Origin of the sequence: Amycolatopsis mediterranei, from assembly GCF_026017845.1 — a bacterium.
Lineage (GTDB): Bacteria > Actinomycetota > Actinomycetes > Mycobacteriales > Pseudonocardiaceae > Amycolatopsis > Amycolatopsis mediterranei.
The window spans coordinates 2974367-2999467 of sequence record NZ_CP100416.1 but is presented as its reverse complement, the minus strand read 5'-3'; the positions used below and the strand labels follow the sequence as shown (position 1 = coordinate 2999467).

At 72.6% G+C, this 25101-nt stretch carries 20 protein-coding genes and 1 pseudogene; 5 read left to right on the top strand and 16 right to left on the bottom strand.

Annotated elements, in window-relative coordinates; translation table 11 throughout:
* The 8 genes and pseudogenes from ISP_RS14320 to ISP_RS14285 form a co-directional block, all read right to left on the bottom strand.
* A pseudogene (locus ISP_RS14320) lies at positions 1–636 on the bottom strand (endolytic transglycosylase MltG); the annotation flags it as partial.
* Positions 633–1061, bottom strand: a complete 429-nt coding sequence (ruvX, locus tag ISP_RS14315; protein WP_230468780.1) for a Holliday junction resolvase RuvX — start codon at positions 1059–1061, stop codon at positions 633–635. The gene ruvX and the pseudogene ISP_RS14320, both read right to left, overlap by 4 nt.
* 64 nt (positions 1062–1125) lie before the next feature.
* On the bottom strand, positions 1126–3786 hold the full coding sequence (gene alaS, locus ISP_RS14310) for an alanine--tRNA ligase (protein WP_013224582.1): 2661 nt from the start codon (positions 3784–3786) through the stop codon (positions 1126–1128).
* Positions 3787–3858: 72 nt separating this feature from the next.
* Positions 3859–4164, bottom strand: a complete 306-nt coding sequence (locus tag ISP_RS14305) for a hypothetical protein (protein ID WP_013224581.1) — start codon at positions 4162–4164, stop codon at positions 3859–3861.
* Positions 4161–4547 (bottom strand): DUF948 domain-containing protein, encoded by a 387-nt coding sequence (locus tag ISP_RS14300; protein WP_013224580.1) that lies wholly within the window; start codon positions 4545–4547, stop codon positions 4161–4163. Before ISP_RS14300 ends, ISP_RS14305 begins: the two co-directional genes overlap by 4 nt.
* 484 nt (positions 4548–5031) lie before the next feature.
* Entirely contained in the window at positions 5032–5877 is an 846-nt protein-coding gene (locus tag ISP_RS14295) for an NAD(P)-dependent oxidoreductase (protein ID WP_013224579.1), read from the bottom strand.
* 37 nt (positions 5878–5914) lie between these two features.
* Positions 5915–6292 (bottom strand): VOC family protein, encoded by a 378-nt coding sequence (locus ISP_RS14290; RefSeq protein ID WP_013224578.1) that lies wholly within the window; start codon positions 6290–6292, stop codon positions 5915–5917.
* Positions 6293–6437: 145 nt separating this feature from the next.
* Positions 6438–7814 carry a replication-associated recombination protein A gene (locus ISP_RS14285; RefSeq protein WP_013224577.1) on the bottom strand — a complete coding sequence of 459 codons (1377 nt, stop codon included), beginning with the start codon at positions 7812–7814 and terminating at the stop codon, positions 6438–6440.
* Positions 7815–7956: 142 nt separating this feature from the next.
* Between ISP_RS14285 and ISP_RS14280 the strand changes: the two genes are divergently transcribed.
* The 3 genes from ISP_RS14280 (at position 7957) to ISP_RS14270 (ending at position 10682) form a co-directional block, all read left to right on the top strand.
* The gene (locus ISP_RS14280) at positions 7957–8652 is read left to right on the top strand and encodes a TetR/AcrR family transcriptional regulator (RefSeq protein WP_013224576.1); all 696 of its coding nucleotides are present in this window, start codon (positions 7957–7959) and stop codon (positions 8650–8652) included.
* Between the two features lie 30 nt (positions 8653–8682).
* Positions 8683–9891 carry a cytochrome P450 gene (locus tag ISP_RS14275; protein ID WP_013224575.1) on the top strand — a complete coding sequence of 403 codons (1209 nt, stop codon included), beginning with the start codon at positions 8683–8685 and terminating at the stop codon, positions 9889–9891.
* 62 nt (positions 9892–9953) lie between these two features.
* A complete protein-coding gene (locus ISP_RS14270) occupies positions 9954–10682 on the top strand; it encodes a metallophosphoesterase family protein (RefSeq protein WP_013224574.1) in 729 nt (242 codons plus the stop codon).
* On the opposite strand, the gene ISP_RS14265 is transcribed toward ISP_RS14270, so the two are convergent.
* The 8 genes from ISP_RS14265 to sthA form a co-directional block, all read right to left on the bottom strand.
* Positions 10654–11520, bottom strand: coding sequence for an SGNH/GDSL hydrolase family protein (locus ISP_RS14265; protein ID WP_013224573.1), 867 nt, complete (start codon positions 11518–11520; stop codon positions 10654–10656). The genes ISP_RS14270 and ISP_RS14265 overlap by 29 nt on opposite strands.
* 380 nt (positions 11521–11900) lie before the next feature.
* Positions 11901–13082, bottom strand: a complete 1182-nt coding sequence (locus tag ISP_RS14260) for a hypothetical protein (protein ID WP_013224572.1) — start codon at positions 13080–13082, stop codon at positions 11901–11903.
* Positions 13083–13161: 79 nt separating this feature from the next.
* Positions 13162–14109, bottom strand: a complete 948-nt coding sequence (locus tag ISP_RS14255) for a DUF389 domain-containing protein (protein ID WP_014466857.1) — start codon at positions 14107–14109, stop codon at positions 13162–13164.
* Positions 14109–15884 (bottom strand): aspartate--tRNA ligase, encoded by a 1776-nt coding sequence (gene aspS / locus ISP_RS14250; protein ID WP_013224570.1) that lies wholly within the window; start codon positions 15882–15884, stop codon positions 14109–14111. Before aspS ends, ISP_RS14255 begins: the two co-directional genes overlap by 1 nt.
* A 185-nt stretch (positions 15885–16069) precedes the next feature.
* Complete coding sequence (merB, locus tag ISP_RS14245) at positions 16070–16672, bottom strand: organomercurial lyase (protein WP_013224569.1); 603 nt, start codon at positions 16670–16672, stop codon at positions 16070–16072.
* 155 nt (positions 16673–16827) lie between these two features.
* Positions 16828–18717 (bottom strand): intein-containing Rv2578c family radical SAM protein, encoded by a 1890-nt coding sequence (locus ISP_RS14240; RefSeq protein ID WP_187324692.1) that lies wholly within the window; start codon positions 18715–18717, stop codon positions 16828–16830.
* Positions 18718–18773: 56 nt separating this feature from the next.
* Positions 18774–18956, bottom strand: coding sequence for a hypothetical protein (locus ISP_RS14235; RefSeq protein ID WP_014466856.1), 183 nt, complete (start codon positions 18954–18956; stop codon positions 18774–18776).
* 18 nt (positions 18957–18974) lie between these two features.
* Positions 18975–20384: a Si-specific NAD(P)(+) transhydrogenase gene (gene sthA / locus ISP_RS14230; RefSeq protein ID WP_230468779.1), complete on the bottom strand. Its 1410-nt coding sequence runs from the start codon at positions 20382–20384 to the stop codon at positions 18975–18977.
* A 90-nt stretch (positions 20385–20474) separates the two neighbouring features.
* On the opposite strand from sthA, the gene ISP_RS14225 reads away from it, so the two are divergent.
* Both ISP_RS14225 and ISP_RS14220 read left to right on the top strand, forming a co-directional pair.
* Positions 20475–23468: an ATP-binding protein gene (locus ISP_RS14225; protein WP_013224566.1), complete on the top strand. Its 2994-nt coding sequence runs from the start codon at positions 20475–20477 to the stop codon at positions 23466–23468.
* Between the two features lie 82 nt (positions 23469–23550).
* On the top strand, positions 23551–24939 hold the full coding sequence (locus ISP_RS14220) for an FAD-binding oxidoreductase (protein ID WP_013224565.1): 1389 nt from the start codon (positions 23551–23553) through the stop codon (positions 24937–24939).
* The last annotated feature ends 162 nt before the right edge of the window (positions 24940–25101 follow it).

Below are 25101 nucleotides of genomic sequence, written 5' to 3'. Positions count from 1 at the left end.
GGCGGCGGGGCGCCGCCGTGGGGGCGCCGGCTCGATGCGCTCGGGCAGGGCGCGGCGCCGGGGCGGCGGGTCTTCGGCCGCGTCGGGCTCGGGAGCCGCGCGACGCCGCCGCGGGGCCGGCCGCTCGATCTCGGAGCCCTCGTCGGGCTCAGGAGCCGCGCGACGCCGCCGGGAGGCCGGCGGCTCGATCTCCGTGCCCTCGTCGGGCTCAGGAGCCGCGCGACGCCGCCGGGAGGCCGGCGGCTCGATCTCGGAGCCCTCGTCGAGGCCGTGCCGGGCGTGGGCGGCGCGGGCCGGGGCGGCCCGCCGCTCCTGCGGGCCCAGGTCGGCGTCGGCCGGGGACAGCGTGGCCGGCGGCTCGAGCCGCCGGCGGCCGGGCTGCGGCGCGCCGCGGCGCGGGTCGTAGCCCGGCGGCTCTTCCCGCCGGGCCCGGCGGGAGGGCTGGGGCAGGTCGTATTCGCCGCTGGACGCCTGCCCGCGGCGTGGCAGCTCGTGCTCCCCGCTCGGCGTGCGGCGCGCTTCGGCGGCCCGCGGGTCGCCGCGGCGTGGTGCGGGCCGGGACGGCGGCGGGGTCGCCGCTTCCGGCTCGCGCAGTCGCCGGCGCCCGCGTGGGGGCTCGGGTGGCTGCTCGTTCATCGGTCTCCCTCCCGGGCGCGGTGCGCAGCGGCGGCGTCGATCCAGGCCTGCAGGATCTCGACGGCGGCGGCCTGGTCGACCACCGCACGCTGCTTGCGGCCTTTGACCCCGCGCTGGGAGAGGATGCGGGATGCGGTGACCGTGGTCAGCCGCTCGTCGCCCAGCCGGACCGGCACGGGCGCTATCCGCCCGGCCAGGCGTTCAGAATACGCGATGGCCAGCTCGGCCGCCGGACCCTGGCGGTTGGCGAGCGTTCTCGGCAAGCCCACGATCACCTCGACCACCTCGTGTTCGGTGACGAGGGCGGCCAGCTGGTCCAGATCAGTGTCGTCGGTCGCATCGCGGGAGAGGGTAACCAATGGCGAGGCGAGCACGGGGGCCGGATCGCTCAGCGCCACCCCGACCCGGACGGATCCGACATCCACACCGAGCCGGCGGCCGCGCCCCGGATCGTCGTTGCCTGGCCGATCCGGGCCACGGTTTCCGCGGTTAACCAACGCCGGCGATCGCCGAACGGAGGGCGGTGACCGCCTCGGCCGCACCGGCCGGGTTGGTGCCGCCGCCCTGGGCCATGTCGGGCTTGCCGCCGCCCCGGCCGCCGATCTTCTCGGCGAAGGAAGGCACGAGCTTGCCCGCCGCGATGCCCTTCTCCTGGGCCGCCTTGGTCGTCGCGACGACGAAGCTCAGCTTCTCGCCGGCCGGGGAGAACAGCGCCACCACGCCGGGCCGCGTGCCGAGCCGGCCGCGGATGTCGGAGGCGAGGGCGCGCAGGCCGTTGCCGTCGACGTCCGGGACGACCTCGGCCACGACCGTGACGCCGCCGATCTCCTGCGCCTTGTCGACCAGCGCGCCCGCCGAGCCCAGCACCTGCTGGGTCTTCAGCTGGGCGATTTCCTTCTCGGCGTTCTTCAGCCGGGTCAGGACGTCGTCGATGCGGCCGGGCAGCTGGTCCGACGGCACCTTGAAGGTGTTCGCCAGCTGCGAGACCAGCAGCTGCTCCTTGCGGACGTACTTGAGCGCATCCGTGCCGACGAGCGCCTCGACGCGGTGCACGCCCGAGCCGATGGAGGCGTCGGAGACGAGCTTGACCAGGCCGAGCTGGCCGATCCGGTCGACGTGGGTGCCACCGCAGAGCTCGCGGGAGTAGTCGCCCATGTCGACCACGCGGACGTCGTTGCCGTACTTCTCGCCGAACAGCGCGACCGCGCCCAGCTCGAGGGCCTTGTCCTTGGTCGTGGTGAAGCTCTGCACCTCGACGTTGGTCTGCAGGTAGTCGTTGACCTCCTGCTCGACCTCGGTCAGCACGTCCGCCGACACCGAGCCCGGCGTGGTGAAGTCGAACCGCATGCGGCCCGGCGAGTTCAGCGAGCCCGCCTGCGCCGCGCGCTTGCCGTACGCGCCGCGGACGGCCGCGTGCACCAGGTGCGTCGCGGAGTGCGAGCGCTCGATGGACAGGCGGCGGTGCGCGTCGACCGAGCCGGTGACCTTGGAGTCCAGGCCGATCTCGCCGTCGACGACCTCGACGCGGTGCACGTACAGGCCGGGAACGATCTTCTGGACGTCCAGGACCTTCAGCTCGACGCCGTCGCCGAGGAGCACGCCGGTGTCGGCGACCTGGCCACCGCTCTCGGCGTAGAACGGCGTCCGGTCGAGGACCAGCTCCGCCTTCTTGCCCGCGGAGACGCTGCGGACCGGCTGCCCGTCTTCGAGCAGCGCGACGACCTTGGCCTCGGCCTGCAGGTCGGTGTAGCCGAGGAACTCGGTCTCGCCGTGCTGCTCCAGGACCTTCCGGTACTCCGAGAGGTCGCCGTGGCCGGTCTTGCGGGCCGCCGCGTCCGCCTTCGCGCGGGTCCGCTGCTCGTTCATGAGCGTGCGGAAGCCCTCCTCGTCGACGGTCAGGCCCTGCTCGGCCGCCATCTCGAGGGTCAGGTCGATCGGGAAGCCGTAGGTGTCGTGCAGCTGGAACGCCTTGTCGCCGGCCAGCACGTCCCCGCCGCCGCGCTTGGTCTCCTCGGCCGCCATGTCGAAGATGCGCGAACCGCTGGTCAGGGTCGAGAGGAACGCCTCCTCCTCGATCCGGACGACCTCGTTGATCCGGTCGAAGCCGGAGACGAGCTCGGGGTAGGTCGGGCCCATCGTGTCGCGCACGACCTTCGCGAACTCCTGCAGCACCGGCTCCTGCACGCCCAGCAGCCGCGTGGAGCGGACGATGCGGCGCAGCAGGCGGCGCAGCACGTAGCCACGGCCGTCGTTGCCCGGGGTGACGCCGTCGCCGATCAGCATGACGCCGGTGCGGGCGTGGTCGGCGATGACGCGGAAGCGGACGTCGTCGGCGTGGTTCGAACCGTAGCGGCGGCCGGAGAACTCCTCGGCGCGGCCGATGACCGGGCGCACGAGGTCGGTCTCGTAGACGTTCTCGACGCCCTGCAGGATCGTCGCGACGCGCTCGACGCCCATGCCGGTGTCGATGTTCTTCTTCGGCAGCTCGCCGATCGGCTTGTGCCCCAGCTTCGGGCTCAGGTCGCCGCGGACGTCCTGCATGAAGACGAGGTTCCAGATCTCGATGTAGCGATCCTCGTCGGCGACCGGGCCGCCTTCGCGGCCGTACGCCGGGCCGCGGTCGTAGTAGATCTCCGAGCACGGGCCGCCGGGACCGGGCACGCCCATGTCCCAGTAGTTGTCCTTGCCGTCACGGGCCTGGATGCGCTCGCCGGGCAGGCCGGTGAGCTTGCGCCACAGCCCGGCCGCTTCGGAGTCGTCGTTGTAGACCGTCGCCCAGATGCGCTCCGGGTCGAGGCCGAAGCCGCCTTCGGTCTGGGGCTTGGTGATCAGCTCCCAGGCCGCCTCGATGGCGCCTTCCTTGAAGTAGTCGCCGAAGGAGAAGTTGCCGGCCATCTGGAAGAACGTGTTGTGCCGGGTGGTCTTGCCGACCTCGTCGATGTCCGGCGTGCGCACGCACTTCTGCACGGAGGTCGCGCGCGGATAAGGCGGCGGGGCCTCACCGAGGAAGTACGGCTTGAACTGCACCATGCCGGCGTTGACGAACAGCAGGTTCGGGTCGTCGAGGATCAGCGGCGCGCTGGGCACGCGCGTGTGGCCCCTGCCTTCGAAATGGCGCAGGAAACGGTCGGTGATTTCGTGTGTGTCCACGGGTTTGTCCTTGGCTGGTGGCGACGAACGGGGTCGGGCGGCGACGGCGGAAGGGTTCCGGGCAGGCCCGGATCAGCCCTCCGCCCGGCGAGCTCGCCGGACCGGGCGCCGGGCCGCGGCGGCGTGCCGCCCCTCGGCGCGGGGCGCGGTCACGCCCGTCCGCTCCTCGACCATGTCGTGCAGCTCCTGTTCCCGCTCGCTCATGCCCGCGCGCACCTCGGCGCCGAACGAACCCACGGCGCCCGCCAGCTCGCGCACGGCGTCCCCCAGGTTCGATGCTAACCCGGCCGGAGTGGCCTGACGAGCGGTTTCGGCGGCCTTGCGGGAGAGCACGACGCCGGTGACCACGCCGACGCCGAGCCAGAACAGCCGCTTCATTTCCCGGCCTTCCTGGCGGCCTTCAGTGCGCTCTTCTTCTTGCGCGCCTTGATCGCCTTGCTGAGGCCGTAGGACAGCGCCGCGGTCTTGACCAGCGGGCCGCCCAGGGTCGCGGTGAACACCGACGCCAGCGCGGAGACGTTGCCGGTGACCGCCTGCGCGTTCGCGGTGATCCCGTCCACCCGCTCGAGCTGGGTGTTGACGTGCGTGATCGTCTCGTTCGCGCCGATCAGCAGGGGATCGGTGTTGCTGTTGGTGCGCTCGATCGCCTCGGTGGCCGCGTCCAGCGTCTTGCCGAGCTTGATCAGCGGGATCGCCAGCAGGACGACCAGCACCACGAATGCTCCTGCGGCGATCAACGCGGCGATCTGCCCTGCCGACACGGGCCCTCCTCGGTTCACGGGTTTCGGGTGCTGGTGAGGTTACCGCCTGGCCGGGTTCCCGACCGTGTCACCCCGCCGGGCCCGGAAAACCTCCTCGCCCGGGCCTGTCCGGCCCGCCGAAACTGTCGGTGCCCGCCGGTAGAGTCGAGAACGGGGGGCGCCCCGGCGGCCTGGGTCTGCTTTCGTGCCGCTCCTCGACCACCACTCGGCGCACCTGGGCGATCGAGCCGGCCGGAGAGTGCTCGCCAGGCCGGGCGGCACCGCTGAGCGCCCGGGCGATCGGACCCGGCCGGAGAGTGCTCGCCAGGCCGGGCAGGACCGCTGCCGACCCGGACCAGTGCGGCCGCCGGATCGCGCGGCACGGCCGGCCGGCGGCGGCCGGAACTCCGGCGACCTGGCCTTCGAGCGGCAGCACCCGGCCGAGCACGCCCGGCTGTCGGCCGCGGCCGGCCGGGCGCTGGGCGCGTCCGCGGTCGAGGCTCCGCTAACGCTCCTTCACCACCGCGCGGTACAGCGCCGCCATGTCCTCGTCGCCGTGGCCGGCTTCCACCGCCGCCTCCAGGTGGGCCAGCGCCGCCTTCGCGCCCGCCACGTCGACGTCTTCGGCCGCCGCTTCCACCACCAAGCGGGCGTCCTTGGCCGCCAGGGCCGCGGGGAAGGCCGGCGGGTACTCGCCCGACAGCATCGCGCCGCCCTTCACGTGCGCGTAGCCGACGTCGAGGCCGCCGCCTTCGATCGTCTCCAGGAACAGGGCCGGGTCCAGGCCCAGCGCGCGGGCCAGGCCGAGGCTCTCGGCCGTGCCGTTGGTCAACGCCAGCACCCAGGCGTTCAGCACCAGCTTCAGGCGGCTGCCGTTGCCCGCGGGGCCGAGCCACTGGGTCTTGATGGCGACCGCGTCGAACACCGGGGTGGCCTTGGGCCGGGCCTCCTCCGGGCCGGACGCCAGCACCTGCAGCTGCGCCTGTTCCGCGGGCTGCCGGGTGCCGAGCACCGGCGCGTCCACGAACACCACGCCCGCCTGCTCCGCCAGCGCGGCGAGCCGGTCGGTCCAGTCGAGGCCGACCGTGCTCATCTGCAGCCACAACGTTCCCGAAGCGGGCGAAGCGGCTTCGAACGCCTCAGCGACGGCAGGGCCGTCGGCGAGCATCGTCACCAGGGTGTCCGCGCCGTCGGCCGCCGACGCCGCCGAATCGGCGACCGCGGCGACGTCCGACAGCGGCTCGGCCTTCTCCCGGGTCCGGTTCCAGACCCGGACGTCGAGGCCCGCCTTGGCGATGTTGGCCGCCATCGGGGCGCCCATGATCCCGGTTCCGAGAAACGCGACAGTCATGCCGCCATCGTGCCGAACCCGGGGCGCGCCCGCGCGCTCAGTAGTCGCCCAGGAGGCAGAACGGGTGGCCCGCCGGATCGGCGTAGACGCGCCAGCCCCGGCCGCCGAGGTCGGGGTCGAGCAGCCGGCCGCCGTTGGCCAGGACCACCTCGTGCGACTCGCGGAAGTCGTCGACCTCGAAGTCGAGGTGGAACTGCTGCGGGAAGGCCGGGTCCGGCCAGCGCGGCGGCTGGTGGTCGAGAGCTCGCTGGAAGCCCAGGACCAGCCCGCCCACGTGCAGGGTCGACCAGTCCTCGTCGACCCGCCACCGCGGATCGGGCCGGTCCACCTCCCCGCCGAGCAGCGCCTGGTAGAAGCGGGCGAGCACGAGCGGCTCCGGACAGTCCAGGACGATGCACTGCAGCGTCGCGGGCACGGGTACGCCTCCTGCCGTCGGTGGGGCCCTCGATCAGGGCCGCCTCACCGCGCGAAGCTTACGAAGCCCGCTGATCTTGGGCGCCCCGGCCCGCCGTTCGGGCGAACAGTGTTCGACATTGCGTGAACCCGGCTTCACGCACTGATCACTGGCCGCGGATCGTCCGGCGCAGCTTGGGCACACGCTCGGCGAGCGGCCGCTCGGCGCCGCGCTGGGTGGGCTCGTAGTAGTCGCGGCCGACCAGTTCGTCCGGTGGGTACTGCTGCGCCAGCACGCCTTCGGGCACGTCGTGCGGGTACCGGTAGCCCTGCGCGTTGCCGAGTTTCTTCGCGCCCGCGTAGTGCCCGTCGCGCAGGTGCGGCGGGACGGTGCCGGCCAGCCCCGCGCGGACGTCCGCGAGCGCGGCGTCGATGCCCTTGATCACCGAGTTGGACTTCGGCGCCGTGGCCAGGTGCACGGTGGCCTGCGCCAGCGCCAGCCTGCCCTCCGGCATGCCGATGAACTGGACCGCGTGCGCGGCCGCGACCGCCGACTGCAGGGCCGTCGGGTCGGCCATTCCGATGTCTTCGCTGGCGTGCACGACCAGGCGCCGCGCGAGGAACCGCGGGTCTTCCCCCGCCTCGATCATCCGGGCCAGGTAGTGCAGCGCGGCGTCCACATCGGACCCGCGAATCGACTTGATGAACGCGCTGATCACGTCGTAGTGCTGGTCGCCGTCGCGGTCGTAGCGCACCGCCGCCTTGTCCACAGTGGACTCGACGATCGGCAGGTCGATCGTCTTCGCCTCGGTGGCCGACGCCGCGTCGGCCGCCGCTTCGAGGGCGGTGAGCGCGCGGCGCGCGTCCCCGCCCGCGAGCCGGACGAGGTGGGCGCGCGCGTCCTCGGTCAGCGTCAGCTCGCCGCCGAGACCGCGCTCGTCGGCGAGCGCGCGCTCGAGCAGCGCCGTGATGTCTTCGTCGGTCAGCGGGCGAAGCTGCAGCACCAGCGACCGCGACAGCAGCGGCGAGACGACCGAGAAGGACGGGTTCTCCGTCGTCGCCGCGACCAGCAGCACCGTGCGGTCCTCGACCGCGCCGAGCAGCGCGTCCTGCTGGGTCTTGGAGAACCGGTGCACCTCGTCGATGAACAGCACGGTGTTCTCGGCGTTGTACTGGCGCCGCCGCCGCGCCTCCTCGATGACGCCGCGGACCTCCTTGACGCCGGCCGAAAGCGCGGACATCGCGACGAACCGGCGGCCGGTCGCGATCGAGACGAGGTTGGCCAGCGTCGTCTTGCCCGTGCCGGGCGGGCCGTAGAGCAGCACCGACGCCGGCGCGGCACCTTCGACCAGCCGCCGCAGCGGGGCCCCTTCGCGCAGCAGGTGCTGCTGGCCGACGACCTCGCCGAGCGAGCGCGGCCGCATCCGGACCGCCAGCGGCGAACTCGCCGGGTCGGCCTGCGGTTCCGCGCCCGCGTTCGACGTCGTGCGCTCCGGCGGAGGCGCGATGTCGGCGTTCACGGTGAAGAGCTCGTCCTGTGCCACATCGATGACGTTAACCGACCGCACCGACAGAACCGCTTGCCCCGGTCCCCTGCTCGGCGCTACCGTCGTGCTGACCGGTTGACCAAAAGTGCGATTCCAGTCAACCGGTCAAATGCTCAACGAAACCACAGGTGGAGCCCGCATGAGCCATCCCAACCGCGAGCGTGCCGACCGGATCCTGGACGCGGCGGGCGAGCTGCTGCTGCGCATGGGCTACCGCAAGGTGGCGATCGACGACGTCGCGCGCGCGGTCGGCATCGGCAAGGGCACCGTCTACCTGCACTGGCGCACCAAGGAGCTGGTGTTCCAGGCGCTGATGATGCGGGAGTCGGCCGATCTGACCGACGAGCTGCTGGCCGCGATCAAGGCCGACCCGGCGATGATCCTGCCCCACCGGATGATCCCGGGGTCGTTCCTGATCACCCACCGCCGTCCGCTGGTGATGGCCATCCTGCGCGGCAACGCCGAGATCCTCGGCTCGCTCGGCGACGTCGCCCTGAAGAAGCAGCAGGACGAGCTGGGCGTGCGGTTCGAGGAGGTGATGCTCCGGCACGGGCTGATCCGCGCGGACGTCCCCCACCTGAACTTCGCGCTCCACGCCGCGACGCTCGGCTTCTACCTGGGCGACACGCTTTCGGACGAGTTCGAAGGCATCCCCCTGCAGGAGAAGGCGGACGTGCTCGCCCACCTGATCCGCACCGCGTTCGAACCGCCCGGGGAGCCCGATCCGGTCGCGGTCGCGGCGGTGGCGGCGGAACTGAGTTCGGCGCTCGAGGAGCTCGTCTCGGGCTATCGCCACGGGATCTACGCACACGATCCCGCCAAGGCACCCGGCTGAGCCCGGGGCCGCACGGGGAAAGGGGCGGAAATGACCACCACGATGGCAGACACCTGGGGACTCCACGAGGCCCAGTTCTGGCTGCGGGGCAAGCAACCGGAGAAGCGCGTCGAGTTCGCCGCGGAACTGGGGATGTGGAACGTCTACGGGCACCCGGAGATCGAAACGATCCTCCGCGACCCGGCGGCGTTCTCGTCCGACACCACGCGGCTGGTCCCGAAGGAGCTGATGCCGGATCCCGACTACGACATGTCGACGGGCAGCATCCTGCAACTCGACCCGCCGCTGCACAACAAGATGCGCAAGCTCGTCAGCCGCGCGTTCACCCCGAAGGTGGTGGCGGACCTCGAGCCGAGGATCGCCGCGATCACCCGCGAGCTGCTCGACGCGATCCCGGCCGGCGACCGGCTGGAGCTGGTCGAGCACCTGGCCTACCCGCTGCCGGTGATCGTGATCGCCGAGCTGCTGGGCGTCCCGGCCGGCGACCGGAACCTGTTCAAGGGCTGGGTGGACAAGATGTTCGAGTCCGCCAACCAGGTGTCTTTGGTGAAGAAGGACGACAAGCAGGACGCGGCGATCCTGGCGTCCCTGGAAGGCCAGAAAGCGCTCGCCGGCTACCTCGGCGGGCACGTCGACGAGCGGCGCAAGCAACCGCGGGAAGACCTGCTGACGAAGCTGGTCGAGGCCGAACTGGACGGCGAACGGCTGTCCCGCTCCGACGTCGTCAACTTCGCGAACATCCTGCTGCTGGCCGGCCACATCACCACCACGATGCTGCTCGGCAACGCCGTGCTGTGCCTGGACACGCACCGGGAGTGGGACGAGCGGGTGCGCGCGGACCGCTCGCTCGTGCCGCCGATGATCGAAGAGTCGCTGCGGTACCTCACCCCGTTCGCCGCGGTGGCCCGCACGACCGTGCGGGAGGCGGACATCGGGGGCGTCACCGTGCCGGCCGACCAGGTGCTGCTGCTGTGGGTGGCGGCGGCCAACCGCGACGAGCGGGTGTTCCGCGACCCGGACACGTTCGACCCGCTGCGCGCGGAGAACCCGCACCTGGCGTTCGGCCGCGGGATCCACTTCTGCATCGGCGCACCGCTCGCGCGCCTGGAAGGGCGGGTGGCGCTGGACATCCTGTTCGACCGCTACCCGACGCTGCGCACGATCCCGGGTGAGCCGCCGAAGTTCCAGGTCAACCCCAACATGACCGGAGTGCGCGAACTGCCGCTCACGACGAAGTAGGCCGGTTGCGCCCTGGGCGAACTCGCTCGCCCGGGGCGCTCGGCTTGCCCGATGGTGGACCGGTGAACGTGGCGGTGCTCGCGGACATCCACGGGGTCCTCCCGGCGCTGGAGGCGGTCCTGGCGGAGCCGGACGTCCGGGCGGCGGAGAAGATCGTGCTGCTCGGCGACCTGCTCGCCGGGCCGATGCCCCTCGAAACCCTCGAGCGGCTCCAGGCCCTCGGCGACCGCGCGGTGTGGGTGCGCGGCAACGCCGATCGCGAGCTGGCCGAATCCGCCCGCACCGGCGGCTCGTTCGTCCCCGACCCGATCTTCCCGTGGGCGGCGAAGCAGCTGCGTCCGGCCGACCTGCCGGTGCTCGACGCCCTGCCGCTGACGGTGGCCGTGGACGGGGTGCTGTTCTGCCACGCGACCCCGCGCGACGACACCGAGATCGTGCTCGTCGACTCTTCTCCGGAGCGCTGGGCCGAGGTCCTGGACGGCGTTTCCGCGTCGACGGTCGTCTGCGGGCACACGCACATGCCGTTCGTGCGGCTCGCGGACCGGCGGCTGGTCGTCAACCCCGGCAGCGTCGGCATGCCGTACGGGGCAAGGGGCGCGCACTGGGCACTGCTCTGCGACGGCGTCGAGTTGCGGTGCACGGAGTACGACGTCGAAGCGGCGTGCCGGTTCCTCGCGGAGCACTGCGCGTACCCGGACATCGAGGCGTGGGCGGACTTCTTCGTCCGCAACCCGGCTTCGGACACCGAAGCGCTGCGGGTGTTCAGCGGGCGCGGAACGAGTTCCACATGATGGCGGCGGCGTAGGGCAGGAATTCGCGGCCGCGGCGCCAGAGCCACGGAATTCCCTTGAGCACCAGCCATCCCACGTGTCCCGTGGCGCTCGGTTCGGCGCCACCGCTGCAGGTGAGGCTCACCGGTTCCGGCACGGCGAACCCGGCGTCGGCGAGCAGCCCGGTGAAGCCGTTCGCGAGCATGCGGTGGCCCAGTTCGGAGGGGTGCAGCCGGTCGACGCTCCAGGACGCCAGGTCATAGGCGCCGGGCAGGCGGCCGAGGTCGAGGCAGGAGACGCCTTCGCGGGCAACCACCTCGTCGATGGCGGCGTTGAGTTCGGCGACGCGGGCGCTGAGAGCGCGTTTCAGCGACGGCGGGAGGCGGAAGACCTTGCTGTGGTCGTGGAAGCGGACGGGCAGCACGGTGGTCCCGGTGTCGCGGAGGCGCCGGATGACCTCGGTGAGGTCGTCGGCGATGCGAGCGGCGTCGAAGTCCGGCCGAAGGGTGTCGTTCATGCCGGCGACGAGCAGGGCCACATCGGGCCGGTGGGCGACGGCGGCGGGCACCTGTTCGGTGAGCACGCACCGCATCCGGGCCCCGGCGAAGGAGGGGTTGAGGTAGCCGCTGTCATCGACCCCGAGCGCGGCGGCAACCAGCGGACCGACCCCGCGCCACCCCGCACGCCGCGGAAGGGGATCACCGAGCCCGACGGCGGTGGAATCGCCGAGGACGACGAGCCGCCGCGCTCGATTGAGCGGCGGCACAGCCGCCAGCGGCGGGACAGCCGCCAGCGGAGGCCGGGACGGTTCGGGCAGGGGGGTGACATCGACGCTCATCACGGTCACGTCCACGACCATCGGCCACGCAAGCTCACACCCGGTGAGGACGAGGTAACGCGCCTGCGACACCGGGCCTAATTCTTGACGCCCAGCTCACAGGAGCCGGATATGTCCTGTTCGGGATACGAAGGCACACAAGGGTGCGCTTGCCCCAGCGCTCAGCGCACTCCGATACGACCGTTCCCGAACACGACAACCCACCAACCACACCCCCCTGCCGACCCGATACGCAGCCGCATCAGCGGACGCCAGGCTGTGTCAAGGCACGCTTTCCCGCCTTGACACAGCCTGGCGTCCGTTGAAAAATCCGGCGTTCGGGCCGGCGGGAAAACCCGGCAGACCACCCGCAGTTCCTCCACCAAAGCCACCAGGCAGAGCACACCCAAGCAGAGCCCAACTCAGCGGAACGCGGGATAGAACGCCAGATCGGCATGCGGCCCCAGCCGCGCAGCCAGCGCCGCGGCCACCCGCGCCGCGAACTCCGAAACCGCCCCCATCCGGACATACCCCGCGTGCTTGGCCAAATCCCGCCACCAAGTCACGAACGCAGCCTCCCGGCTCACCGGCGCCGCATGCCGGGACAGGTTCAACGCCCCCAGCTCTTCCCCGGTGATCAGCCACACCCGCAGCAGCTCACTCGAGGTCAGGTGCGCCGCGAGGACCTCGTCGTCGGCGAAGGCCGGCCACACCCCGACCACCTCCGCCCGCCACGCCGCGATCATCGCTTCGCTCATCCCCGCCGGCAGCGCCAGCGCGTCCGGCCAGCTCGCGAACGGCAGCCGCAGTTGGGCCGCGTCGACCAGGGCCGAGCGGACGCGGCCGTTCTCGAAGTCGAGGAACCGCACCCCCTGGCCGGTCACCAGGTTGTTGTCCGGGCTCAGCTCGACCGGGCTGAACGCCCGGAAGCCCGCCGCGCGCGACTGGTCGAGCGCCGCCGTCACCTGCGCGAGCACTTCGTCCGGCACCGGGATGCCCAGGCGCTTCCGGATCAGCGACGGCACCCGCCCGCAGAGTTCGTCGACACCGTCGGAGTCGCCCTTCGCCGGGCCGCCCAGGCGCCGCAGCAGCGCGTTGAAGTCCGCTTCCCGGCCGGCCGTGCTCGCGTGCAGGCGGCCCAGCGACCGGGCCCAGGACAGCAGCGCGCGCTCGGCCGCGCGGGAGTCGCGCGCGTAGAGCTTGTCCTCCAGCGTCGGCGTGCGGCCGAGGTCCTCCAGCACGAGCACGCGGTCTCGGCCGTCGTGGGCCACCAGCTCCGGGCACATCCGCTCGTCCGGGGCCAGCGCCGTGAACAGCTGGTAGCTGACCGCCTCCTGGGCGAACGGGTCGGCGCCGGTCTCCGGCCGGTCCCGGTAGTGCTTGATGACGAGGGTGCGGGGCAGCGCGAACGACGACACCACCCGCGCCCGGACCACCGTGGCCGGCCCGCTCCCCGCCAGGTCCTCGGGCGCGACCAGCGTGATCGCGCTGCCGAACCGGCGTGAAAGAACGGACTCGCCCGCCGCGACCGCCGCGGCGATGGCGAGCTGCTCGGCTCCTGCCCCGACTCCAGCGTCGCCGGCGGAGGAGGTGTCGACTGTCATTGTCACCGACCCTACTCGTGACTGAGCAACCATGACTACTGACATCCGGACAAGAAGGGGCAGCCCGCCCGGAGACGGGTCACCCGCGTGAAAGCGGACGCATTCCCACCGGTGAACGTTGCCCATTCCGGCGCACGATCAACACAATGGCCGCAGCTGCAACGATTCCGAGAAGGTTGACCAGCAGCTGCCCGACCGACTGGAGGCACCGGCTCCACTCCCCCGCCACGGCCGCCACGACCGCGTAGCCCGCGGCCGGCACCGTGGTCACCGAGATGAACACGCCCACCAGCGCGGCCGACTTCGCCGAGGTCATGGCGAGCATCCCCGCGGCGCCGGCGAGCATCGCCACGACCAGCGACGGCGCCCCGACGGAGAACACGAAGTCAACCTCGTTGTGCTGCTGCAACTGGAACGCCTTCTCGCCGAAAACGTCCGTCGCGCGGACGAGCAGCGTGCCGCCGAGCGTGACCACCATCGCCAGCGGGAAGCCGACCGCGAGCGCGGCCCCGGCCTGCCGGATCAGCTGCCGATGCCGCAGCACCAGGCCGACGGCGAGCGCCGCCAGGGGCCCGAACTCGGGCCCGACGACCATCGCGCCGACGATCGTCACCGAGGAATCGGTGAGCACGCCGACGGCGGCGAGCAGGCAGGCGATGACGAGGAACGCCAGGAACGTCACGTTCAGCCGCGACTCCTCGCCCGTGCGGCCGAGCAGCTCCTGCCACACGACGGCGTCGGCCGCTTCGCCCGGCGCCGCCTCCTCCGCCTTGTCGGCGGCGTCGGACAGCGCGGTGTCGAGCGCTTCGAGCGTGATGCCGCCGGTGTGGTCGAGTTCGAGCTTGCACAGTGCGTCGACGATTTCGTCCGCCGCCTCGCGCGCGATGTCGGCCTCGACCAGGTCTCCCGCGGGCTCCACGGCGGCGCCGCGGTGCACGATCAGGTGCGCGGTGCCGGCGTGGGCCCGCAGGATGTCGAGCGCCTCGGCGGTCTTGTCCGGCGGGCACACGGCCCTCAGGTGCAGCACTAGTTCTGCGGGGCGGCGGCCGGCTTCGCGTCGATCCCGGCCTCCTTGCGCTGCTGCGCGGTGATCGGCGCGGGCGCCGCGGTCAGCGGGTCGTAGCCGCCACCGGTCTTCGGGAACGCGATGACGTCCCGCAGCGAGTCGGCCTTGGCCAGCAGCATGACGATGCGGTCCCAGCCGAACGCGATGCCACCGTGCGGCGGCGGGCCGAAGGCGAAGGCGTCGAGCAGGAAGCCGAACTTCTCCTGCGCCTCCTCCTCGCCGAGGCCCATCAGGCTGAAGACGCGCTTCTGGACGTCGCCGCGGTGGATACGGATCGAGCCGCCGCCGATCTCGTTGCCGTTGCAGACGATGTCGTAGGCGTAGGCGAGCGCGTTGCCCGGGTCCTGCTCGAACTTGTCGATCCACTCCGGGGTCGGCGAGGTGAACGCGTGGTGCACCGCGGTCCACTTGCCGGAGCCGACGGCGACATCGTCACCGATGTCCTCGACCGGCGCGAACAGCGGCGCGTCGACGACCCACACGAACGACCAGGCGTTTTCGTCGATCAGGCCGAGCCGCTTGCCGATCTCGTCGCGCGCGGCGCCGAGCAGCGGCTGCGTCGAAGCGGCCTTGCCCGCGGCGAAGAAGATGCAGTCGCCCGGCTTCGCGCCCGCCGCGGCCGCGACGTTCTCGCGCTCGGTCTCGGACAGGTTCTTGGCGACCGGGCCGCCGAGCGTGCCGTCCACGTTGACGAGGATGTACGCGAGGCCGCGCGCGCCGCGCTGCTTCGCCCACTCCTGCCAGGCGTCGAGCTGGCGGCGGGGCTGGTCGGCGCCGCCCGCCATCACGACCGCACCGACGTAGGGCGCCTGGAACACGCGGAACGGCGTGTCGGCGAAGAACTCCGTCATGTCGGTGATCTCGAGGTCGAAGCGCAGGTCCGGCTTGTCGGAGCCGTACTTGGCCATCGCCTCGTGGTAGGTGATGCGCGGGATGGGCCGCGGGATCTCGTGCCCGATCAGCTTCCACAGCGCGGAGACGATGTCCTCGCCGAGCGCGATGACGTCGTCCTGCTCGACGAAGCTCATCTCGATGTCGAGCTGGGTGAACTCGGGCTGCCGGTCGGCGCGGAAGTCTTCGTCGCGGTAGCAGCGGGCGATCTGGTAGTACCGCTCCATGCCGCCGACCATGAGCAGCTGCTTGAACAGCTGCGGCGACTGGGGCAGCGCGTACCAGGAGCCGGGCTTGAGCCGGGCGGGCACCAGGAAGTCGCGCGCGCCTTCGGGCGTCGAGCGAGTCATCGTCGGGGTTTCGATCTCGACGAAGTCCTGCGCGTGCAGCACCTCGCGGGCGGCGCGGCTGACCTCGCTGCGCAGCCGCATGGCCGCGGCCGGGCCGCTGCGGCGCAGGTCGAGGTAGCGGTGCTTGAGGCGGATCTCTTCGCCGACGTCGACGCGGTCGTCGATCGGGAACGGCAGCGGCGCGGCTTCGGAGAGCACCTCGAGCTGGGTCGCGAGGACCTCGATCTCGCCGGTGGGGATCTCGGCGTTGGCGTTGCCCTCGGGGCGCTTCGCGACCTCGCCGACGATCTTGACGCAGAACTCCGAGCGCAGCGCGTGGGCGCGCTCGGCCATCTCGCCCTCGCGGAAGACGACCTGGGCGACGCCGCTGGCATCGCGGAGGTCGATGAAGATGACGCCGCCGTGATCGCGCCGCCGGGCCACCCATCCGGTGAGGGTGACGGTCTGTCCGGCCTGCCCGGCACGCAGGGTGCCGGCGTTGTGAGTGCGGAGCACTGCGACTGCTCTCCTTCGACATGGGTTCTCGCTGCCCGGAAAGGCTAACGAACCACCCAGCGTACGACGTCGGCAGGCTCGCCCGGCAGCGGTGTCCCCCCTCCCCGGACGTCTTGAATGACTCATTCATGGCGTCGGAGGTCATGAATGAGTCATTCAAGACGCCGCCGGGAGACGCGGAGTGGTCAGAGGACGTACTTGGGCCGGGTCTCCAGCGCCGCCACCAGGCGGTGGGCCTGGGCCAGGTAGGCCGCCACCTGGTAGATGCGCCCGGCCGGGTGCGCCACCAGCCAGCTCGCCGCCGCGCTGGCGGAGGCGAAGAACGGCTGGCCCGCGCAGGCCATCGCGTCGGCCCCGTCGAGCCCGAACCCGAGGTCGACCGCCGCGACCACCGCCGTCGGCGGGTCGACCAGGAGGATCGCCCGGGACACCAGCTCGATGCGGATGCGCGTCCCGGTGACCGGGCAGATGGCGGCCGCGTGCACGCGCTCGCCGGTCGCGATGGCCAGGAGGAACAGGTCGACCGTGCCGTCCGGGCCCGCGCCGAGGGTGCCCTCGGCCGGTTCGAGGCGGTGGTGGGCGCCGCGGGGAGCCGGGCCCGTCGACACGAGGTCGCGGTGCAGGGTGAACCCGATCAGTTCGACCAGGCGCCGGGCCTCGGCCGGGGTGACGCCGACGGTCGCGGCGAGCCGGTCGACGCCGACCGGGTGCCGGCCGGCCCGGGTCAGCTTCAGCGCGGCCCAGGCGAGCCGGGCGGCTGCGACACGATCGGTCTGCGAAGTCGTCATCGTCCGGCTCCTTTCGGGATCGATCCCTTCGACGTTAGGCGCCGGTGAGGCAGGGCGACAACGACACGATCGGACATTTTGCCGCAAACCGAAGACACCGGGACACAAACGCCCCGAACGGCCCAGTACGTCACCCGCCGGGTCCACAAGGGACTTCAGAGCAGGCGCAGCTGCTCCGCGGGCGCGGCCTCGGCCGCCGGCAGTTCGGGACCGCGCACGTCGAGACCGGGCTTGCGGTCCAGGCCGTGCCGCCGCAGCAGCGGCCCGACCCGCTCCGCGAGCCCCTCCCGGTAGGCCTTCCGCACGTAACTGCCCCGCGCGTACAGCTCCCGGTACCGCGGGACGAGCTCCGGGTGCGAGCCCGCCAGCCAGCGGCCGAACCACTCCCGCGCCCCGGGCCGCAGGTGCAGCGCGAACGCCGTGACGCTCGTCGCGCCGACGTCGGCGAGCTGGGCGAAGAGCGCGTCCAGCGCCTCCTCGGAGTCGGTCAGCCACGGGAGCACCGGCGCCACCAGCACCGAGCACGGCAGCCCGGCCTCGCGCGCCTTGCGGACCAGCTCCAGCCGCGCCCGCGGGCTCGGGGTACCGGGTTCGAGGCGGTGCTGCAGCTCCTCGTCGAGCAGCGCGATCGACACCGCGAGCCCCACCGGCACGTCCCGGGCGACGTCGCGCAGCAGCGGCAGGTCCCGGGCCAGCACCGTACCCTTGGTCAGCACCGACAGCGGCGTGCCGGACCTCGCCAGTGCGGTGATGATGCCCGGCATCAGCCGATAGCGGCCCTCGGCGCGCTGGTAGGGGTCGGTGTTGGTGCCCATCGCGACGTGCTCCCGCCGCCACGACGGCTTCTTCAGCTGCGCGGCCAGCACCTGCGGGGCGTTGATCTTGACGACGACCTGTGTGTCGAAGTCGCGGCCGGCGTCGAAGTCGAGGTAGGTGTGGGTGTTCCGGGCGAAGCAGTTGTGCGAGACCATGCCGTCGGCCACGAAGTCGCCGGTGCCGGTGGTGATGTCGAACAGCGGCAGCTGCAGGCCGAGCGGTTCGATCGCCTCCACGCGGCGGCGGCTCGCACCGATCGCCGCGCCTTCGAGCGACCGCTTCCACGGCACGGCGGGGTTGCTCACGTGGAAGAACCGCAGCACCTCGGCGACCCCGCCGAGCAGCCGGACCTCCTGGCGCGTCGGGAACTTCGGCACCTCGTCGAGCTGGTGGGCGAAGCCGAACCGGGCGAGCGCGGCGGTGAAGGCGTCGGCGATCTCGGGCTCGTCGTGCGCGACCGCGAGGACGCCCCGGCCGTAATCGCCAGCGAGGTCGAAGACGCCGGCGAGGAACCCGCGCTGCCAGTGGGCGTCCGGATCCGGCGGTACCTTGAGAAAACCGACCGACGCCCCGAAGTCCGGCAGGTATTCCAGCGCCCGCGCGGCGGCGTCCGGCTCCGCGGCGAACCCGCCGGAGCGCAGCATCCCGCACAGGTAGCCGGCCCGGTAGCCGAGCGTCTCGTCCGGCGTCGGCGCGAACCGGCCGACCCCGATCAGCTCGGTGCCGGGCTCCAGGTGCGGCCGCTGGGCGGCGCCGAACTTGCTGCCGGTGACGTGTTTCCAGCCCTTGCTCGTGAGGAACCGGTGATCGCCGCCGGCCACGAGCCGGGTGCCGTCTTCGAGGGTCACGCGGTAGGCGGCGCGCAGCGTGGTCCAGTGCGCCTCGACCCGGGTCGGCACCAGCCGCCGGGACGCACCGTGGCCCCGGGTGCCGTAGATCTCGTCGCCGACCTTCAGATCGGACAACGCCTTCGTGCGGCCGTCGGCCATCAGGATCCGGGTGCCGCCTTCGAGGCAGTAGGTGCAGGCGTGCGAGCAGCCGCGGTAGGGGTTGACGGTCCAGCCGAAGGGCACCTCGGAGCCGGCGGGCACCTTGTTCAGCACCGACCGCGCGTGCACCTCGTGAAAGGTGACGCCGTCGAATTCCGGTGACCGCACCGATCGCACCAGGCCCTCGAGCCCGGGCAGTGCCGGTTCACCCTCCCCTGTCCGCTGCCGATCCCATCGCACGGCGTCAGTCGAACATATGTTCTAGACGAGTGTCAAACCGGTTCGGGACAGGCGGATCACGTGGTGCCGGTGGTGCGCATGGGACCGTAGGGACGCCGGTCCAGGAACGCCGGCTCCAGCACGCTCGCCCGGTACGCGGCGACGGCCTGCGGGGCCCGCTTGCCGGAGTCTGTTTCGCCTGGCGGCGGCGGCGTAGGCGGGTCGACCTCCGGCGGCGCGATCCACCGCGCCGCGGCCATGTGCGGCCGCGGGCCGCCTCAGGAGAAGCGCTCCAGCGCCCGGATCTTGTTGGTCGCGTCCAGGGCCGCCACCTTGTACGCCTCCGAAAGCGTCGGGTAGTTGAACACCGCGTCGACGAGATAGTCGACCGTGCCGCCGCAGCCCATCACCGCCTGTCCGATGTGGACCAGGTCGGTCGCGCCCGTGCCGAACACGTGGACGCCCAGCAGCTTGCGGTCCGTCGTGGACACCAGCAGCTTCAGCATCCCGTAGCTGTCGCCGGTGATCTGGCCGCGCGCCAGTTCGCGGTACCGCGCGATGCCGACCTCGTACGGCACCGACGACGACGTCAGCTGGGCCTCGGTCGCGCCGACGTAGGAGATCTCCGGGATCGTGTAGATGCCGATCGGCTGCAGCGCGCCCAGCTCGTGCGCCGGCTCGCCGAACGCGTGGTAGGCCGCGAGCCTGCCCTGGTCCATCGACGTCGCCGCCAGTGCCGGGAAGCCGATCACGTCGCCGACCGCGTAGATGTGCGGCACCGGGGTGCGGTAGTTCTCGTCGACCACCAGCCGGCCGCGCTCGTCCGCGGCCAGGCCCGCCGCCTCCAGGTTGAGCTCGCCGGTCATGCCCTGGCGGCCGGCCGAGTACATGACGCCGTCGGCCGGGATGCGCTTGCCGCTGACCAGCGTCGTGATGGTCGCGTGGTCGGACACCGCCACGTCCGCGACCTTCTCGCCGAAGCGGAACGTGACGCCGAGGTCGCGCAGCTGGAACTTGAGCGACTCGACGATCTCCGGGTCGCAGAAGTCGAGCATGTGCTCGCGCTGCTCGACCACGGTGACCCGCGAACCGAGGGCGGCGAACATCGACGCGTATTCGATCCCGATCACCCCGGCGCCCACCACGACCAGCGACGACGGGATCTGCTCGAGCCGCAGGATCTCGTCGGAGTCGAGCACCCGGGCGGCGTCGAAGTCGACCTGCTTCGGGCGCGCGGGCCGGGTGCCGGTGGCGATCACGACGTGGTCGGCCGACAGCGTCCGCCGGTCGCCGCGGTGCCGGCCTTCGACCAGCACGGTGTGCGGGTCGGCGAACGAGCCGATGCCGTCGACCAGGTCGATGTGGTTGCGCATCAGCTGCGCGCGCACGACCTGGACCTCGCGCCCGACCACGTGCTGGGTGCGGGCGAGCAGGTCGGCGATGGTGATGTCCTGCTTGACGCGGTAGCTCGCGCCGTAGAGCTCGCGCTGGTTCATGCCGGTCAGGTAGAGCACGGCTTCGCGCAGCGTCTTGGACGGGATCGTGCCGGTGTTGACGCACACCCCGCCGACCATGTCGTGCCGGTCGATGACCGCCACCTTCTTGCCGAGCTTCGCCGCGGCGATCGCGGCCTTCTGCCCGCCGGGGCCCGAACCGATGACGATGAGGTCGTACTCGTGCTCGCTCACGACGTCGAGCCTGCGCACCCGGCGGTCCCGGCGCAACCCCCGGCCGGTGAAGATCCGCGCACGGCCCCGCCGAAGGGCTAGCGTATCCGGGTGCTGCGCGTCGCACTGCTGGGCGAGCAGGTGATCGCCGACGACGAGTCCGGCGCCGTGCTGACGCGGTCGCCGCGGTCGGTCGCGCTCGTGGCCCACCTCGTCCTGCACGCCGGCCGGGCGCAGCCCCGGCGCCTGCTCGCCGGGCTGTTCTGGCCGGATTCCACCGACGCGCAGGCGCTGACCAACCTCCGCCGCGAGCTGCACCAGCTGCGCCGCGTGCTCGGCGACCCGCCCTCGCTGACGGTCACCGGGCAGGACCTGTGCTGGCAGGATTCGCCGACGAGCCGCGTGGACGTCCGGGAGTTCACCGTCGCCCACCGGGCCGCGCTGGCCGCCGGGGCACCCGGGGAAGCCGTCGGCCACGCCCGGGCCGCGCTCGCGGCCTACCGCGGCGAACTGCTGCCCGGCCTGGCTGAGGACTGGGTCCTGGCCGCCCGCGCCGAACTCGAACGCCAGTGCGTCGAGCTGTGCGACCTGATCGGCCGGACGCCGTCGGACGACCCTGTCACCGCGGTCGCCGCGGCCCGCCGCCGGATCGCGCTGCGCCCCCTCGAAGAGACCGGTTACCGGACGCTGATGGAGCTGCAGGCCGAAGCCGGGGACCGGGCGGGCGCGGTCAGCACCTACCACCGGTGCGCGTCGGTCCTGGAGCGCGAACTCGGCGTCGTCCCGGCCGAGCCGACGCGCGCGGCGCTGCGGCGGCTGCTGGCCCGGCCGGACCACGAGCCCCGGCGGCCGGCCGCACCCGGGCTCGTCGGCCGCGCCGATGAGCTGGCCCGGCTCGGCGAGCTCTGGCGGACGGCCGCGGCGGGCCGCGCCGGGCTCGTCCTCGTGCGCGGGGACGCCGGGGTCGGCAAGACCCGGCTGGTGCGCGAGCTGGCCGGAACGGCCCGCGCCGAGGGTGCGGTCGTGGCCGCCGGCCGGTGCTTCGGCACGCCGGGCCGGCTCCCGCTGGCGCCGGTGGCCGACTGGCTGCGCACCCCGGCCGTGCAGAAGGCGGCGGCGTCGCTGGACCCGGTGTGGCGCGCCGAGGTCGACCGGCTGCTGCCGGGCACCCGGACGGCCGGCGGCGGGCACGTGGCCGTCGAAGCCTGGCAGCGCCTGCGGTTCTTCGAGGGACTGGCCCGGGCGCTCACCGCCGGCGGCCGGCCGGTCCTGCTGGTGCTCGACAACGCGCAGTGGTGCGACGAAGAGACGGGCGCGTTCCTCACCTTCTGCCTCGGCCTGCTGCCGGACGCGCCACTGCTGGTCGCCGCGACCCTGCGCGACGGCGACCCCGCCCGGGGCGGCGCGGCCTGGACGGCCCAGCTGCGCGACGACGGCAGGCTGACCGAGCTGCCGCTGCGCCCGTTCGACGCCGACGGCACGGCCCGCCTCGGCGAAGCGGTCGCCGGGCGCCCACTGTCCACTTCGGACCGTGACCTGCTGCACGCGGCCACCGGCGGTTACCCCCTCTACGTCGTCGAAGCCTTGCGGGCGCACGATTCCCCGCCCGCCGAGGGGCTGGCCGCCGTGCTGCGGACGCGGCTGGAGCAACCGGGCCCGGCCGCCCGCGAGATCGCCGGGCTCGCCGCCGCGGCCGGCCGGGACGTCACCCTCGAGCTGCTCACCGAGGCGAGCGACCTCGATGCGGACACCGTCGTCGACGCCGTCGACGAGCTGTGGCGCCGCCGGATCGTGCGCGAGTCCGGCGGCAGCTACGACTTCACCCACGACCTGCTGCGCGAGACCGCTTACCAGCAGGTCAGCCCGCCGCGGCGGTGGCTGCTGCACCGGCGGCTGGCCCAGGGCCTTGAGCTGCTGCACGCCGGGGACACCGACGCCGTGGCGGCGCAGCTGGCCGAGCAGTACGCCCGCGGCGGCCGCCCGGACCGCGCCGTCGCCCACTACCGGCGGGCGGCCGCCGTCGCCGCGGGCACGTTCGCCCACGCCGAGGCGATCCGGCTGCTGCGGGAAGCCCTGGACCTCGTCCGCGCCCGCCCGGCGAGCGGCAACCGCGACCGGGACGAGCTGGCCGTCCTCGAAGCGCTCGCCGGTCCCCTCAACGCCCACCAGGGCTACGCGTCCCCCGAGCTGCAGCACACCTTGGAGCGTTCGCTCGCGCTCGCCGAATCGCTGGGCGACGCCGAGGCCGCGCTCACCGCGCTGCTGGAGCTGTGGTCGTCACGGTTCGTCCAGGGCCGGACGGTCCAGGCCCACGAGGCGGCCGAGCGCGCCCTCGGGCTCCTCGCGCCGGGCACGAGCGCCGCGCAGGGCGGGTCCGCGCACTTCATCGTCGCGGGGTCGTCGCTGAGTCTCGGGCACGACCCGGCCGAGGCGCTGCGGCACTTCGACCTGGGCGCCGAACGCACGCGCGGCGCGTCGTCGTGGCCGATCGGCACCCGCCCGGACGTCCACGGACCGGCCTGGGCGGCGCACGCCCACTGGCTGCTCGGGCACGGGGACGCGGCCGTGGCGTCCGGTGCCGGGGCGATCGCCCTCGCCCGCCGGATCGACCACCCGTACAGCCTGGCCATCGCGCTGGCGTACGCCGGGATCACCCACCAGATGTGCCGCGACCGCCGGGCACTCGGGACGGCGGTGGCCGAGCTGACGGCGCTGTGCGACCGGTACGGCTTCGCGTACTACCGCGAGTGGGCGCTGCTCCTGGGCGGCTGGGCCCGCGGCGGTGCGGCCGGGCTGGCCGCCGCGCAGGAGGGCGTCGCGAACCTGAAGGCGGAGGGAGCGTTCGCCCGGATGCCGTACTGGCTTTCGCTGGTCGCCGAGCTGTCGGCCCCGGAGGCGGCCCGCGCGACGCTGGACGCGGCGCTGGCGGCCGGTGAAGCCCGTGACGACCGCTGGTGGCTGCCGGAGGTCCTGCGGCTGCGGGCGGCGTACGACGCCGATCCGCGGCCCCGGCTGCGGGCGGCGGCGGAGCTGGCCCGCGCCCAGGGCAGCACCGCCCTGCGGCGGCGGGCGGAGGCGGACCTGGGTGTGGTGGCCCCGTCCTGACCGGGGCGAACGGACCGAACGCTGCGCGAACGCCGGCTGCTTACGTTCCCTCCGGTACCGCAAATCCGAGAGGGAACCCACCATGACCACCACCGCCTTGCCGCACGAGGAACTGGCCGCCACGCTGCGCGGCGACCTCGTCACACCGGCCGACCCTGGCTACGACCAGGCCCGCGCCGTCTACAACGCCATGATCGACAAGCGGCCCGCGGCGATCGCCTACTGCCGCGACGCGGCCGACGTCGTCGCCTGCGTCCGCTACGGCCGCGCCCAGGGCCTCGACCTCGCGGTGCGCGGCGGCGGCCACAACGCGGGCGGCCTCGGCGTCGCCGATGGAGCGCTCGTCATCGACCTGTCCCGCCTGCGCAGCACCACCGTCGACCCGGTGCACCACACCGTCCGCGCCGACGCCGGCTGCACCTGGGGCGACGTCGACCACGCCACGGTCGCGTTCGGCATGGCGACCCCGTCGGGCATCGTCGCGTCCACCGGCGTCGCGGGCTTGACCCTCGGCGGCGGCATCGGCTACCTGGCCCGCCGCTTCGGCCTGACGGTGGACAACCTGCTCGGCGCGGACGTCGTCCTGGCCGACGGCACCTTCGCGCACGCATCGGAGTCCGAGCACGCCGACCTGTTCTGGGCGTTGCGCGGCGGCGGCGGCAACTTCGGCGTCGTCACCTCGTTCACGTTCCGCTGCCACGACATCGGCGAGCACGGCGTGGTCATCGGCGGCCCGGTGCTGTACGACCTGGCCGACACCCCGGACGTGCTGCGCTGGTACCGCGAGCTGCTGCCGTCGCTGCCCGAGGAGCTGAACGGCTGGTTCGGTTTGCTGACGGTGCCGCCCGCACCACCGTTCCCGGAGCAGCTGTGGGGCCGCAAGGCGTGCGGAATCGTCTGGTGTTACACGGGATCCCACGACAAGGCGGAGGAAGTGCTGGAACCGGTCCGCTCGTTCGGCACGCCCCTGCTGGTCGGCCTGCAGAGCATGCCCTATACGGCGTTGCAGGGAGCGTTCGACGCACTGTACCCGGCCGGCTTGCAGTGGTACTGGCGAGCGGACGTCTTCCACGAGATCTCGGACGAGGCAATCGACATCCACCTCAAGCACGGCGAGAAACTCCCGACAATGCACTCGTCGATGCACCTGTACCCGATCGACGGCGCGGCGAGCCGAGTCGCCCCGGACGCAATGGCGTTCCCCCACCGATCGGGCGGCTGGTCGGGCGTGATCGTGGGAGTCGATCCCGCCCCGGAGAAGGCTGAAGCCATCGCACAGTGGACCCGCGACTACTGGGAGGAACTGCACCCGACATCGGCGGGAGGAGCGTACGTGAACTTCATGATGGAGGAGGGCCAGGACCGCGTACAGGCATCCTACCGAGGCAACTACGACAGGCTGGCAGCGGTGAAGCGAAGGTACGACCCGGAGAACGTCTTCCACATCAACCAGAACATCCGCCCAAAGTAAGCATTCCGGCCCAACGAAAAACGGCAAGCCGCACGCAAGAACCAGCCCCACGGGGGCACCCGGACCCCCCGCAACCCCGATCCGAAGCCAAAACACGGACGGCGGCAGCCGCCGGCCGTAGTCACAATGACGGCTTCGGGGTGGCGGAACCCAGCAAGGCCT